Raw genomic sequence first — 13,607 nt, forward strand, 5'->3', positions numbered from 1 at the left:
GTCAGGCCGCGGCCATCTTGTTGGCTCGGTACCACTCGATCGTGCGGCGCAGCCCTTCCTCCAGGGAAAGGCGCGCCTCGAAGCCGAGCTTGGACCGCGCCAGGCTGTTGTCCATGAGACGCACCGGAATGGTGCTGGGGCGGGACGGGTCGAAGCGAATATCGGCGCCGGTATAGCCATCCACCTTGAGCAGGGCCTGCAGGATCTGCTCCACGGTATGTCCCTTGCCGGCACAGATGTTGACGGCAAAATGCGGAAGGTCAGTGGCGAAGGCGGCGAGCATGCCGTCGATGAAATCGTCGACATGGATCACGTCGCGGATGTCGCGTCCGGTTCCCCATACCTCGATCGGGGATTGCCGCTCGACGACGCGGCGCAGCAGCGCCGCGGTGACATGGCTGACACCGAAATCGAATTTGTCGTAGGGGCCGAAGACATTGGAAGGGCGCACGACGACGGTCGGCATCGGTGACGCGATCTTCTCGGCGTAGGTGCGGCAGAGGATTTCCGCATACCGCTTCATCCACCCGGCGGGGAAGTAGACGTCATCTGGATCGCCGTCGAACATCTCCGGCTCGGTCACCGGGCGGGCACCGGTCGGTGGGTAGGCAGCGCCGCTCGAGATGAAGCAGAACTTCTGGATGCGCGCCTGATAGGCGGCTTCGAGGAGAAGGGTATTGATCAGGACGTTGGGCGTGATGTGCACCAGCGGCGTCGCGCGAATGACTGCTGCTCCCGATGTATGAGCCGCGCAGAGGAAGACGAAATCCATGCCGTCGACGGCTCGCACGCAATCCTCGGCCTTGCGCAGGTCGAGCTGCAGGACCTCGGCATCCGGGAAAGCAGCCTGAAGCGGCTTATCGTGGATCGTCAGGCGCAGCCGCGCTCCTTCGCGGGCGAGCCTGAGCGCCAGATTTGTTCCAATGAAGCCGGCGCCGCCGGCGACCAGCACTCGCTTGCCCGTAAAGTCCATCATGCTCTCGACGTCACAACTGTGCCTTCGCCTTAGCATGCGCACGCCCGCGCAGCGAAGCCTTTGCCAGATCGTCCCTTTGCTGGCCATCGGCGTTGAAAGACACCAAGGGGCCCTCTAAAGGAGCGGCATGAAATACCGGCCGCTAGGCAAGACGGGACTCCTGGTCTCCGAAATCGGGTTCGGCGCCTGGGGCATCGGCGGCCGGACGACCGGTCATACTTCCTATGGTGATACCGACGATCGCACCTCGCTGGCGGCACTCGCGCGCGCGTTGGAATGCGGCATCACGTTCTTCGATACGTCGAGTGCGTATGGCAGTGGTCACAGCGAGGAACTGATTGGCCGAGCGTTCCGGACCGAACGCCACCGGGTCGTGATCGCCACCAAGGCCGGCTATGAGTCGTGGGATCGTCCTCCCGATTTTTCGCCACGAGCGATCATCGCCTCGACAGAGGGCAGTCTCCGGCGCTTGCAGACCGACTACATCGATCTCCTCCAATTGCACAATCCGGCTCGGGAGACGCTCGCGGTCGGTGAGGCGGTCGGCGCGTTACGGGACTTGCAGGAGGCGGGCAAGATCAGGGCATGGGGCGTATCCACCAAAGGTCCCGCGGAAGCGCTCGAGGCCGTAAGCATGGCGTCGGCGCCGGTCATCCAGATCAATTTCAACATGATGGACGTCCGCGCCGTGACGACCGGTCTTTTGCAGGAGGCGGTGAAACGGCAGGTCGGAGTCATTGGCCGCACGCCGCTGAACTTCGGCTTCCTGTCGGGCATGGTTCGGCGGGACACCACGTTCCCGCCGGGCGATCATCGGCTTGGCTGGTCCCGAGCCCAGCTCGACAACTGGATCGATGGCGCGGCCGATCTGCTTCACGCCGTGGGAGCCGAACCGGGGCCGTCGGCGGTTCAGGCTGCGTTGCGCTTCTGCTTGGCCTTCCCCGAACTCTCGACCACCATTCCGGGCATCCTCACATCCGACGAAGCGGAACAGAACGCGCGGGCGAGCGACCTGGGGCCATTGCCGGCCGCTGCCGTGGCGGCGGTCCTCGAGATCAACCGTACTCGGGATTTCTTCGTCGGCAGGGCAGGCGCTTAGCCCACGGTCAGCCTGCCGGCACAGGTTCCGCGGCCGCGATTTCTTCCCAGGCAGCCCGGCACAGGGACCTGGTCTCGAGCTTTTCTGCCGCCAAGCCCCAATCCTCGGGCTGGGACGGGGTAGGCTTCTCGCCCCGGGCCCAGCGAGTCGCGGGCCAGACGAAATTTCGCTCGATCGAGGGGCCCAATACCGAATTGACGCCCCGCACCCGACGCCGCGGATAGTCCAGTAACATCCTGGCCTGGTGCGCGGCTTCGCTGCTGAATTTCCTCAGGAGATAGGCTTCGAGGCGGCGCTGCCACGGCCGCCAGACCTGGGTGACCCTGGCATTGTTCAAGTTGCCGTGGACCGGCTTGTAGACGCGGCAGGCCGCGGGCCATCGGCATTCCCGGGCTCCGAGTGCGGCCGCCGCATGCATGGCCAGAGAATCGACGTCGAGGGCGAGGACGGTGCGGTCTCGAGCGTGCCCGCGCAGACGATGCCAGTAGGATGCCGCCATGAGGGTGAAATCGCCGCAGGCGTTGGTGTGCAGGTCGCGAATTTGCCACAGCGGCGACTGTTGGAGGCACGATTGGGGCGTGGATGGTGCAGACCCCAGCCCCGTCAGCAACTCCGGCCCCTCGAGCTGCCAAACCGCGTCATCGGCGATGTCGTGGCGATCGATGCGGTACATGGTGTCGGGATCGAGGTCCTGGCGGGCGATCCGCTCGATGACCTCGGGCGAAAAGACGGTGTCGCTGGCTTTCGGGGTTATGAACCGGCCACGGGCGCGGCGGATGCCGACATTTGAGGCCTCGCCGCCGTTCAGGCCGCGTTCGTGCGCGCCGGCCAGGCGGTAATGATACTTCGGATCGACGATGATTCCGCGGACGGCGACGTGTCTCGATCGGTTGGGGATATCCAGCACATCCAGCAGGAGAGGCCGGTCCGGCGCCGGATTCCATTCGACCAAGACGATTTCCGAAGGCACGGACGCGTCGTCGAGCTGCCGGGCAAGGGTCGTGGTCGCGCGACTTACTCGTTCCACATAGCCTGGCGTATATCCGTCATTGCGGCCCCAGGTAACGAAGCTGACATAGGGTTGGGCGTTCATTCGGCGGCCCGCTTATAGGGCATGGTTCACGGCTTGTCTGATCTTTCGCAGGCTATCGATGTGCCTTTACGGAGGCAAATTGCACACCTTCCCGCCCCAAGTACCAGCGGCCGCCTTCGGCCGACGCGGGCTATTGGTATTGCTTTCGGGGCGGCCTCAACTAATTTGAGGGATCAACACCACCCCGACCACCGGACCATTCGGCCATGGGGCCGATCGTGCTCCCGGCGGGGAGAGCAACGGAGTCTGGATGTCACCGCCGAACGAAACCCACGCTATGACGGAAGTCCGCGCGGCTGGAGATCGCGAGGATAGGGTTGCGGTGGGCCTCGTCCAGATCAACAATTCCTTTTCCGGGCAGAACTATCTGCCTTACTCGATCGCCTTGCTGCAGACCTATGTGCAGCAGAAGTCGCCCGATCCGGGCCGCTATCGCTTCCTCCCGGCCCTCTACAAGCGGATTCGCATTTCCGACGCCGTGAACGCCCTGCTGGGTGCCGATATCGTGGGATTCAGTACCTACGTGTGGAACGGTCGTATCTCACTGGAGATCGCGCGCCGGCTCAAGGCGTCGAAGCCCGGCATCATGATCGTCTTTGGCGGGCCGCATGTCCCCGACCAGCCCGAGGCTTTTCTGCGCGCCAATCGGCAGATCGATCTCGCGGTCCACAACGAGGGTGAACGCACCTTCCTGAAACTGCTCGAGGCGTTTCCCGACCGCGAAGCGTGGCGAGGACTGCCCGGCGTGAGCTTCATCGCGGCCGATGGAAGCTTCGTGCGCAACCCGAACATCGACCGGGTGCGGGACCTGGATGAAATCCCGTCGCCGTTCCTGGAGGGGGCATTCGACGAGATCATGGCGGCCAACCAGCACGAAAGCTGGATCGGGCTGTGGGAAACCAATCGGGGCTGTCCGTTCCGCTGTACCTTCTGCGATTGGGGATCCGCCACGGCGGGCAAGGTGACGAAGTTCGGCGAGGAACGGCTGTTCCGCGAAGTCGACTGGTTTGCCCAGAAGAAGATCGAGTACATCTTCTGTTGCGATGCCAACTTCGGCATCCAGAAGCGCGATGTCGACATCGCCAATTACGTTGCCGAGACCAAGAGGAAGACGGGATATCCGGTCGCCTTGTCGGTGCAGAACACCAAGAACGCCACCGAACGCGCCTATCTGACGCAGAAGATCCTGTCGGATGCCGGCCTGAACAAGGGCGTGGCGCTCTCGATGCAGAGCGTCGACATGACGACGCTCGAGGCGATCAAGCGGGACAATATCTCGCTCGATACCTACATGGAGCTCCAGCGCCGCTTCACCAAGGACAAGGTCGAGACCTATTCGGATCTGATCCTCGGCTTGCCGGGCGAGACCTACGAGTCGTTCGTCAAGGGCGTCGACCAGCTGATCGAGAACGGCCAGCACAACCGCATCCAGTTCAATAACCTGTCGATCCTGCCGAATGCCGAGATGGGCGATGCCGCCTATCAGGCCAAGTACGGCATGGTCACGGTCGAGTCCAAGATCATCAACATCCACGGCGAGCGCGTCGAACTGGACGACGACGTGCCCGAGGTGCAGGACCTGGTCGTGGCGACGGCGGCCATGCCCAAGGCGGATTGGCGGCGGACGCGGACGTTCTGCTGGATGACCGCGCTGCTGCATTTCGACAAGCTGTTCCAGATTCCTCTCATCATGGCGCATGGGATTTCCGGTATCTCCTACCGCGACATGATCGAGGCGTTCATGGCGGCCGATCCGGCCCGCTTCCCGATGATCGCCGAGATCAACGCCTTCTTCGAAAAGGAAGCCCAGTCGATCCAGAACGGCGGCGCGGAATACGTCTTCTCGAAGGAATATCTCGGCATCTATTGGCCGGCGGACGAGTATATCTTCGTCAAGCTGACCGCCGATGGGAAGTTCGATGCCTTCTATGCCGAGGCCGGGCGGCTGCTGGCCGAAACGGTGAAGCAGAAGAGCTCCAATCTGCCGATGGATATCATCGACGAGGCGATCCGGCTGAACCATGCCCTGGTACATCAGCCCTTCGCCAAGACCGACCTGAAGGTCAGGCTGCGCTACGACCTGCTGGATTACTGGCAGAAGGTGCGGGCCGGAGAGGAAGCGCTGCTGCGCGAGTCGCCGCTGGTGGTCGAGATCGACCGGACCAGCAAGCCCTACGACGATTTCCAGAAATGGTGCCGCGAAATCGTTTGGTGGGGCAACAAGAAGGGCGCCTATCTCTATTCACCGCGCGCCGCCGCCGTCACGCCGGAACTCGCGGGTCATTACTGAGGCGCTGTTGCCGTCTCTCCAACACGGCGAGCCGTCACGTGGCTTTTGACGAATTCGGCCAGGTTTCCGCCAGGAAACTTGAAGCCCGGGAGGCCGGCGGCAGCCGCCGCCTCCATGTCCGTATCGCGATCGCCGATCACGAATGACTTGGCAGGATCGGTCGGCCACTCCTGCTGGAGGCGGCGGATCATGCCCGGCTTGGGCTTCCTGAACTCCGACACCTGCCGGTAGCGATCGACCGCGCCCTCGGGGTGGAAGGGACAGTATTCGAACGCATCGACATGGGCGCCGCGGCTCTGCAGTTCTTCCGCCATCCAGCCGTGCAACTCATGGATCTGCTCTTCGGCATAGTAACCGTGCGCGACGCCCGCCTGGTTGGTGATGACGAAGACGTAATAGCCGGCATCGTTCAACCACTTGACGGCATCGATGGCGCCGTCGATCCACGTGACCTGATCGATGCGGTGGACATAGCCGTCGTCGCGGTTGAGCACGCCGTCGCGATCGAGAAATGCCGCCGGCCGACGCATGCAGGCCGGGATGAACGTCTGGGCTCGGGCGAAGTCGTCCGGCACGCCGATATCGATGAAGGCGCCTCGGGCCGCATACCCGAGGAGGCGTCCTTCCTGTGCCAGTTTGGGCAGGATCTCGCGCTCCAGGGAGCAGGGCAGAGTTTTGATCTCGTCGAGCAGGCTGCGACGGGCCAGATAGATTCCGGCATTGATGGGCTGTGAACTGTCGCCTTCCGGATGGAAGCCCTTTATCCGTGCGCCGGCCAACTCGACTCGGCCGTAACGGCTGCCGACGATGCCGGTGGCAAGCGCCACGTGCATCGCCCAGTGTTCGTGCGCGTCTGCCGTCGCGAGATTCAGCCAGTTGAAGTCGAAAAAGGAATCTCCATTCAGGAGAAAGAAGGAGTCGTCGAGTCTGTCTCGAGCATGAAGAAGCGCTCCACCGGTCCCAGCCGGCTCCGCTTCGACAACGACATCGACGGCGAGCGAGTCGAAGCGCTTACCATCGTAACGCGAAACGATCTCGTGCGATTGATAACCGGCCAGCAACAACAGCCGATTCAGGCCGAAGCGACGAGCGTCATGGATGAGATAGTCGAGGAAGGGACGGCCCCCTACGGCGAGCAGGGGCTTGGGCGTCTGGTCGGTGAGTGTCCCCAGCCTCGTGCCGCGGCCACCAACCAGGCAGACTGCTTGAGTGACAGGCATGTTTGGGGGCGAATCCGGGGCTGTGAATCAAAAAGCGGGGTTGATATATATGATCGCCGCTGGCGACACTAGCGCAATGAAATTTGGGAAACCAAGGGCCGTGATCACGAAAAGCGCGGGCCGGCGCCGTCGCCTTGACTGATGAAGGTCTGTAAGCTAGCGGACGCCCACAATCAAAGATCGCCCCTCATCGACTTGAGATAATTGTCGTTTATGCCCCTTTCGAATCCCGGCTTTGCTGCCAACAGATACCCTCGGAACGGCTTGTTCATCCAGTCGGGAGCCTTGGGGTGACCGACGCCAGCCTGTTCATGCGGTTTTCCGGCGTGTTGCTCGACACCTGGAGAAAAGGCCTCGATCGCTTCGCAACTCATAGTGCACCCAAGCCTCCGGAAGAGACGGACCCGGAACTGCTCTATGTGCGCGCCCGCGGATTGGCGCGCGCCGGCGACTACGACACGGCGTCCCGATTGTTCGTTCGCGCTGGCGAGCTTGCTCCCACCATGGCCGAGGCTCTCGAGGCCCAGGGCGAAATTCTCGACATCGAGGGCAAGCCTGAACAGGCGATGTCGAAGTACGAAGCCGTGCGCAAGCTGCGATCGCAGATCCGCGACAGTGCTCCCGATCGCCCGTTCGTGCTGCGCCAGCGCCGACGCTTCACGGCGGAGATCGCCGCCTATACGTCGGTGCTGCACTCGATCAGACGCCATACCTTGCCGCATATCGCCCGCGGCAATGCCTATCTCGCCGAGGGTCGCCCCAAGGAAGCGCTGAACGACTACAACGACATCCTGCGCTGGAAGCCCAACCATCCCGACGTGATGGCGCTGAAGGGTGAGGCGCTCGCCATGCTCGGTGAGCATGACAAGGCGCTGCAGGCGTTCGATGTCGCCGTTGCCGGACGATCCAAGAATCCCGACATCCTGAGTGGTCGCGCGATCTCGCGCTTGGCGGTGGGGCGGCTGGACCAAGCCGATGCCGATTGGCGCCGGCAGCTGGAGCTTCTGCCGGCGGAACACGCTTCGGCACGGGGCTGCGTGGCGCTGCGTCTTGCCGATTACGAGAAGGCCTTGCCGGAATGGGAGCGGGCGCTCGAGAAGGAGCCTCACGATCCGTACTGGCAGCTTTATCGTTTGACGGCGTTGCATCGGCTGGATCGTTCTGCCGGTCCGATCCAGATCGACACGATCGATGTCTGGCCGCAGCCATTGCTGGCGTTGCACGCCGCGAAGCTGACGGCGGACGAGGTGCTGGCCTGCGCCGATACACCGGAGCGGCGGGCGGAAGCCCTGTTCCAGATCGGCGTCCTGGCTCTGCCGTCGGATCCGGCCGAGGCGCGGAAGCGCTTCAACGAGGTGGTCGAGAAGGCCCCGCCCTCCATGATCGAGTATGCCGCGGCGCGCCACGAACTGGCGCGGCTCGGCTCGTAATCGCATCAGTCGCACGAGGACCAGATGTTCTCCGTCATCATCTACGGCCGCAACGATAGCCACGGCTACAACCTCCACAAGCGCGCTGCGATCAGCTTCAACGCGATCGCCGAGGTCATGTCGGATCCCGACGACGAGATCCTGTTCGTCGATTACAACACGCCCGACGATCATCCGACCTTCCCGGAAGCGATCCAGGATACACTGACGGAGAAGGCCAAGAAGGTGCTCCGCATCTTCCGCGTGCGACCCGAGCAGCACGTGCATCTCAAGGCACGGACCCATCTGGTGGCCTTGGAGGCGCAGTCGCGCAACGTGGCGCTACGGCGCTCCAATCCGCGCAACCGCTGGATCCTCTACACCAACACCGACATGCTGCTGGTGCCGCGCGACGAGAAGCAATCGCTGAGCGACATCCTGGGCGAAATTCCGGACGGCTTCTATCAGGTGCCGCGCTTCGAGCTGCCCGAGATGCTGTGGGAGGCCGCCTTCGACCGCAAGGATGCGGTCGGCAACATCGCCAAGCTGCGCGACTGGTCCAGGCGCTTCCATCTCAATCAGGTCGTGCACAACTTCATGCCGATGCGCTACGACGCGCTGGGCGATTTCCAGGCCGCGCTGCGCGAGGACATGTTCGCGATCCACGGCTTCGACGAGGAGATGCTGCTGGGCTGGCACTGCGACTCCAACCTCGCGGCGCGGCTGGCGCTCTATCGCGGCTCCGTCGATACGCTGGTCGACAAGGTGTTCGGCTATCACTGCGATCACACGCGCGTCGCAGCGGCCAACAACAAGGGCCGGCAGACCAAGATGAACGACCAGGATCGGTTCATCTGGGACGTCTCGACGCCGTATCTGCCGGATCAGGCCGAGAACTGGGGCTGGCCGGAGATGGAGATCGAGGAGATCCGCCTCGACAGGGATACCGCCTTCGAGCGCTTCTCTGCCGGCATCTCGGCCGCCCTCGAGCCGGCGGCCGAGCCGTACCGGACGACCAATCTCGAGTGGCATCTCTACAACGATCTGACCTACGACCTGCCGCACACCTTGCCGTTCGTGTGCGACCAGGTGCTGACCTATCCGCGCAATTCGGCGCTTATGTTCGTCGGCACTCGTCCCGATTTCCTGAGCCGTTTCGCGGTGGCGTGGCGCGCCATGGGATTCACCGGACCGATCCTGGTGCCGCGCGAATGCGAGGGCCTGCCCCTGGATACGCCGGGTGTGGAAGCGGGGCCGTTCAACGACCTGCTGCGACGGACCGACATGTTCATCTTCGAGTTCGGCGTGGCGACCCAGGGCATCAACGAGCCGGTGCGCACCGGGCGCATCCTCGAGGCGATCGACGAGAAGCGGCTCAAGGGCGTCGAGCGCCTGTTCCGACAGGCCGCCGCTCGCGAGGAAGAGACCCGACCGGCCCATCGCCGCCTGTCGCGCCGCTTCATCGGGGTCAATGTGATCTACAACCGGTTCTGGCCGCTGTTCACCGACTATATCAGCGCCAACATCAACCCGTTCTGCGGTCAGGTCCTGGCCGGCAATCCGCGCATCGACCCGACCATGAAGGGCAAGGTCCTGCGTCTGCGCGGACGATACGCGATCTAGCGATCGCCGCTCCGGGCTCTCCGGAGCGGGTCGTCGGGGCGCTTAGCGCCCCGAGCCGAGATACAGCACGTCGGCGACGTCGGCGAATTTGTCCGCGGGCAGGGTGCGCCACAGATCCAGGATCGTGAGGCGCTGGCCGTTGCGCTTGCACCAGGCCGGATCGATCGCCTTGTACTCCGGCCAGCCGGTGCCGACGATCAGCAGGTCGCAGTCGCGCACCGCGCTGTCCAGGGACGAGGCACCCACGACCTTTTCTCCCAGCACGGTGAGGGCCGCATCCTGCGCCAGCGGATCGTGCACGGTGACGATGTAGCCGGCGTCAGCCAGCTTGGCCGCGATCTTGACGCTGTGGCTTTCCTCGACCACCGGCGTCTGCGGCTTGTACGACAGGCCGAGCAGGGCGATGCGGGTGCCGGCCTTGGCGAACTTGGCCACCAGGCCCGAGACGCGTTCGATCTGGTGATTGTTGATACGGTCGGTCGCCTCGGCAACGTCGGCTCGGGCGCCGATCTTGCGGGCCAAGGCGGCGAAGGCGACGTTGTCGCGCGGGAAGCAGGGACCGCCATAGCCCATCGCGCCCTTGAGATACTTGGCGCCGATGCGGGTATCGGCACCCAGCGCCTTGGTCACGACGTCGACATCGGCGCCCGGCAGGCGGTCGCACAGGTCGGCCAGCATGTTGGCGTAGGAGATCTTGGTCGTGACGTAGGTGTTGACCGAGATCTTGGTGAGCTCGGCATTCACGAAGTTCATGCGCTGCACCGGCGGCTTCTTCTCGCACATCTGCAGATAGATGGTCTGCAGCATGTCACCGGCCTTGGCATCGCTTTCGCCGATCAGGATCGAGTCCGGATAGAGCATGTCGCGCACGACGCTGCCCAGCGCGATGAATTCCGGATTGTAGCAGAGGCCGAGCTCGGGCCCGACCTTGCGGCCCGATGCCGCTTCCAGCGCCGCCTTGATCTCGGTGCCGGTGGTGCCCGGCATCACGGTACTGGTGATGACGACGACGTGATAGCCCTTCTTGGTGCGGAGCGCCTTGCCCAGCGTCTCCATGGCCTGCAGCACGAAACGGTTGGAGAAGAAGCCGGTGCTGTCGGACGGCGTCGGCACGATCACGAAGCTGGCGTCGCTCTTCTGCACCGCCTCGTTGGCGTCCATGGTGGCCGACAGCCGCTCCTTGTTGGCGGCGATCAGCTCGTTGAGCTGCGGCTCGACGATCGGCATCTTGCCGGCATTCATGGCATCGACGAAGGTCTTGTTGACGTCGAGGCCGATGACCGTGAAGCCACGGCTTGCCAGAACGGCGGCGAGGGGGGCGCCGAGCTTGCCGAGGCCGACGACGGAAACGCGAGGCAGAGAAGCTGAGGTCATAATCCATTCCCGTTTTGAGGGCCGGTACTGATACTGTCGGCAGCGCCGGGACGCCAGCCCCGAATTTGCGTCCAATGGGCGCCGATTCGCGGCTTGCGCCGTCCCGTCGCAGGGGCGAAAACTCCGCTCCAAACCTGAGGGAATCCAATGAAAGTGGAATTTTCGGCCTTTCCGAAGGCTCTTTCCGGCAATGTCGCGGTATTCGTTTCAGCCGATAAGCAACTCCTGCCGACGGCAGAGAGCCTCGACGAGGGGGCGGATGGCGCCATCGGCCGGGCCATCGAAGCGAGCCGCTTCACCGGTGCCAAGGGCCAGACCCTGGTCGTGCTGGGCCAGGCCGATATCGGCCGCCTGTTGTTGCTCGGTGTCGGCAAGGCGAGCGAGCTCGACGCCCGGGGCGCGGAGAGCCTGGGCGGCCTGGTCGTGGCCGATGCCAATGCCGCTGGCCAGAAGGCGGTGACGGTGGTCGTCGACGTGGTGGAGAAGAGCAAGCTGTCGCCGGCCCAGATCGCGGCCCACATCGCCCTCGGCGCGCAGCTGCGGGGCTATCGCTTCGACAAGTACAAGACCAAGGAGAAGGCCGAGCAGAAGCCGACGCTGCAGAAGGTCACCGTCGTTGTCTCGGCCGTGGCCGAGGCCAAGCGGGCCTATGCGCCGCTCGAGCCCGCCGTCGATGCGGTCTTCTTCACCCGCGATCTCGTGAGCGAGCCGGCCAACGTGCTCTATCCGACCGAGTTCGCGCGCCGTGCCAGGGAACTCACCAAGCTCGGCGTCAAGGTCGAGATCCTGGGCGAGGCCGAGATGAAGCGGCTCGGCATGGGCGCGCTGCTGGGCGTGGGCCAGGGCAGCGATCGCGAGTCCCAGCTTCTCGTCATGCGCTGGATGAAGGGACCGAAGAACCAGGCCCCGGTCGCCCTGATCGGCAAGGGCGTGTGCTTCGACACCGGCGGCATCTCGCTGAAGCCCGCGGGCGGCATGGAGGACATGAAGTGGGACATGGGCGGCGCCGGCGCCGTCACCGGTGCCATGAAGCTGCTGGCGGGCCGCAAGGCGCGCGTCAACGTCGTCGCCGTCTGCGCCCTGGTCGAGAACATGCCGGACGGCAAGGCGCAGCGTCCCGGTGACGTGGTCAAGACCATGTCGGGCCAGACCGTCGAGGTCATCAACACCGACGCCGAGGGCCGCCTGATCCTGTGCGACGCGATGTGGTACGCGCAGGAGAAGTTCAAGCCGCAGGCGATGGTGGAGCTGTCGACGCTCACCGGCGCCATCATCGTGTCGCTGGGCCATGAGCGCGCCGGCCTGTTCTCCAACAACACCCCGCTGTCCAATCAGCTGCGGGCCGCGGGTGCTGAGATCGGCGAGAAGCTGTGGCGCATGCCGCTCGGTCCGAAGTACGACAAGCTGATCGATTCCGACATCGCCGACATCAAGAACGTCAGCAACGGCCGCGATGGCGGATCGATCACGGCGGCGCAGTTCCTGCAGCGCTTCGTGCAGGAGGGCGTGGCCTGGGCGCATCTCGATATCGCCGGCGTGGCGTGGTCGGCCAAGGGCAACGACACCACTCCGAAGGGCGCGACGGCCTTCGGGGTGCGTCTGCTCGATCGGTGGATCGCGGATAGCTACGAGCGCTGATGCCTCGATGGCGACGGAAGTCAATTTCTACCATCTGACTCGCTCGTCGCTGGAAGAAGCGCTGCCGCGCCTGCTGGTGAAGACCCTGCAGGCCGGCGAGCGCGCCGTGGTGATGCTGGGCTCGCCCGAGCGGGTCGATGTCCTCAACACCCATCTGTGGACCTACGATCCCAACGGCTTCCTGCCGCACGGCTCCGCCAAGGAAGGCGATGCCGACCGCCAGCCGATCTGGCTGACGCATCTCGACGAGAACCCGAACGGCGCCGGCTTCCTGTTCGTCGCCGACCACGCCCATTCGGACCGACTGGACAGCTACAAGCGCTGCTTCGAACTATTCGATGGACGCGACGACCAGGCCGTCGCCGAGGCCCGCGATCGCTGGAAGGCCTACAAGGCCGCCGGCCACACGCTGGTCTACTGGCAGCAGACCGCGACCGGTGGCTGGGAAAAGAAGGCCTGAGGTCCCCCCGAGACCTGCCCGAATTGCGCAAATCCACTTTCCGCAATTCCGCACCACGCCCGGCCTCGCATCCCCTCGTGACGCCGCTTCGCGGCTCCTCGGGATGAGGTCGAGGTTTGGTGCTGCGTAGCTGCTCAAGGGAGCGCGCAACTCCAGTTGCGCTCATCTGTATGAATGCGCCACTGGAGTGGCGCGCTCCTATGAGTCTCCATCCGATCGGAGGACAGGTGGGGAGGGCATTCCGATTTTCCGCAATTCGGGCAGCTCTCACGACGGGGAGCATGTCTGCCGGGCAAAGAGAGAGAAGGGAATAGATATATATCAATATATTGATATATATTACTTATATCTAACTATCCAAGGACAGCCGATCAGCCGGCTTCCCGGAGGGACTCCGCCCCGGAAGAGCTGCCCGAATTGCGGAA

10 protein-coding genes are annotated in these 13,607 nt (G+C 63.9%); 6 read left to right on the plus strand and 4 right to left on the minus strand.

Annotated features, from left to right (window positions below):
- Window position 1: 1 nt before the first annotated feature.
- Window positions 2-976 carry an NAD-dependent epimerase/dehydratase family protein gene (locus tag B5D62_RS04975; protein WP_170920789.1) on the minus strand — a complete coding sequence of 325 codons (975 nt, stop codon included), beginning with the start codon at window positions 974-976 and terminating at the stop codon, window positions 2-4.
- Window positions 977-1,103: 127 nt separating this feature from the next.
- Here B5D62_RS04975 and B5D62_RS04980 point away from each other — a divergent pair, with 127 nt between their 5' ends.
- Complete coding sequence (locus B5D62_RS04980; RefSeq protein ID WP_085932678.1) at window positions 1,104-2,075, plus strand: aldo/keto reductase; 972 nt, start codon at window positions 1,104-1,106, stop codon at window positions 2,073-2,075.
- A gap of 7 nt (window positions 2,076-2,082) precedes the next feature.
- On the opposite strand, the gene B5D62_RS04985 is transcribed toward B5D62_RS04980, so the two are convergent.
- A complete protein-coding gene (locus tag B5D62_RS04985) occupies window positions 2,083-3,168 on the minus strand; it encodes a hypothetical protein (RefSeq protein WP_085932679.1) in 1,086 nt (361 codons plus the stop codon).
- 277 nt (window positions 3,169-3,445) lie between these two features.
- Here B5D62_RS04985 and B5D62_RS04990 point away from each other — a divergent pair, with 277 nt between their 5' ends.
- The gene (locus B5D62_RS04990; RefSeq protein WP_170920790.1) at window positions 3,446-5,458 is read left to right on the plus strand and encodes a B12-binding domain-containing radical SAM protein; all 2,013 of its coding nucleotides are present in this window, start codon (window positions 3,446-3,448) and stop codon (window positions 5,456-5,458) included.
- Here the strand turns inward: B5D62_RS04990 and B5D62_RS04995 are convergent.
- Window positions 5,452-6,678: an HAD-IIIA family hydrolase gene (locus tag B5D62_RS04995; protein WP_085932681.1), complete on the minus strand. Its 1,227-nt coding sequence runs from the start codon at window positions 6,676-6,678 to the stop codon at window positions 5,452-5,454. The two genes, B5D62_RS04990 and B5D62_RS04995, sit on opposite strands and share 7 nt — an antisense overlap.
- Window positions 6,679-6,968: 290 nt before the next feature.
- Between B5D62_RS04995 and B5D62_RS05000 the strand changes: the two genes are divergently transcribed.
- Complete coding sequence (locus tag B5D62_RS05000) at window positions 6,969-8,108, plus strand: tetratricopeptide repeat protein (RefSeq protein ID WP_085932682.1); 1,140 nt, start codon at window positions 6,969-6,971, stop codon at window positions 8,106-8,108.
- Between the two features lie 24 nt (window positions 8,109-8,132).
- The gene (locus B5D62_RS05005) at window positions 8,133-9,710 is read left to right on the plus strand and encodes a hypothetical protein (RefSeq protein ID WP_085932683.1); all 1,578 of its coding nucleotides are present in this window, start codon (window positions 8,133-8,135) and stop codon (window positions 9,708-9,710) included.
- Window positions 9,711-9,752: 42 nt separating this feature from the next.
- Here the strand turns inward: B5D62_RS05005 and B5D62_RS05010 are convergent, their stop codons facing one another.
- The gene (locus B5D62_RS05010) at window positions 9,753-11,084 is read right to left on the minus strand and encodes a UDP-glucose dehydrogenase family protein (protein WP_085932684.1); all 1,332 of its coding nucleotides are present in this window, start codon (window positions 11,082-11,084) and stop codon (window positions 9,753-9,755) included.
- A gap of 147 nt (window positions 11,085-11,231) precedes the next feature.
- Between B5D62_RS05010 and B5D62_RS05015 the strand changes: the two genes are divergently transcribed.
- On the plus strand, window positions 11,232-12,722 hold the full coding sequence (locus B5D62_RS05015) for a leucyl aminopeptidase (protein WP_085932685.1): 1,491 nt from the start codon (window positions 11,232-11,234) through the stop codon (window positions 12,720-12,722).
- A gap of 7 nt (window positions 12,723-12,729) precedes the next feature.
- A complete protein-coding gene (locus B5D62_RS05020) occupies window positions 12,730-13,182 on the plus strand; it encodes a DNA polymerase III subunit chi (protein ID WP_085932686.1) in 453 nt (150 codons plus the stop codon).
- Window positions 13,183-13,607 lie beyond the last annotated feature (425 nt).

It is taken from the genome of Enhydrobacter aerosaccus, from assembly GCF_900167455.1.
Taxonomy (GTDB): domain Bacteria; phylum Pseudomonadota; class Alphaproteobacteria; order Reyranellales; family Reyranellaceae; genus Reyranella; species Reyranella aerosaccus.

Excerpts from the sequence above, each read along its gene's own strand:
- B5D62_RS04975 (WP_170920789.1), bottom strand. The coding sequence starts at position 976 with ATGATGGACTTTACGGGCAAGCGAGTGCTGGTCGCCGGCGGCGCCGGC.
- B5D62_RS04995 (WP_085932681.1), bottom strand. The coding sequence starts at position 6,678 with ATGCCTGTCACTCAAGCAGTCTGCCTGGTTGGTGGCCGCGGCACGAGG.
- B5D62_RS04990 (WP_170920790.1), top strand. The coding sequence starts at position 3,446 with ATGACGGAAGTCCGCGCGGCTGGAGATCGCGAGGATAGGGTTGCGGTG.
- B5D62_RS05020 (WP_085932686.1), top strand. The coding sequence starts at position 12,730 with ATGGCGACGGAAGTCAATTTCTACCATCTGACTCGCTCGTCGCTGGAA.
- B5D62_RS05015 (WP_085932685.1), top strand. The coding sequence starts at position 11,232 with ATGAAAGTGGAATTTTCGGCCTTTCCGAAGGCTCTTTCCGGCAATGTC.
- B5D62_RS04985 (WP_085932679.1), bottom strand. The coding sequence starts at position 3,168 with ATGAACGCCCAACCCTATGTCAGCTTCGTTACCTGGGGCCGCAATGAC.
- B5D62_RS05010 (WP_085932684.1), bottom strand. The coding sequence starts at position 11,084 with ATGACCTCAGCTTCTCTGCCTCGCGTTTCCGTCGTCGGCCTCGGCAAG.
- B5D62_RS05005 (WP_085932683.1), top strand. The coding sequence starts at position 8,133 with ATGTTCTCCGTCATCATCTACGGCCGCAACGATAGCCACGGCTACAAC.
- B5D62_RS04980 (WP_085932678.1), top strand. The coding sequence starts at position 1,104 with ATGAAATACCGGCCGCTAGGCAAGACGGGACTCCTGGTCTCCGAAATC.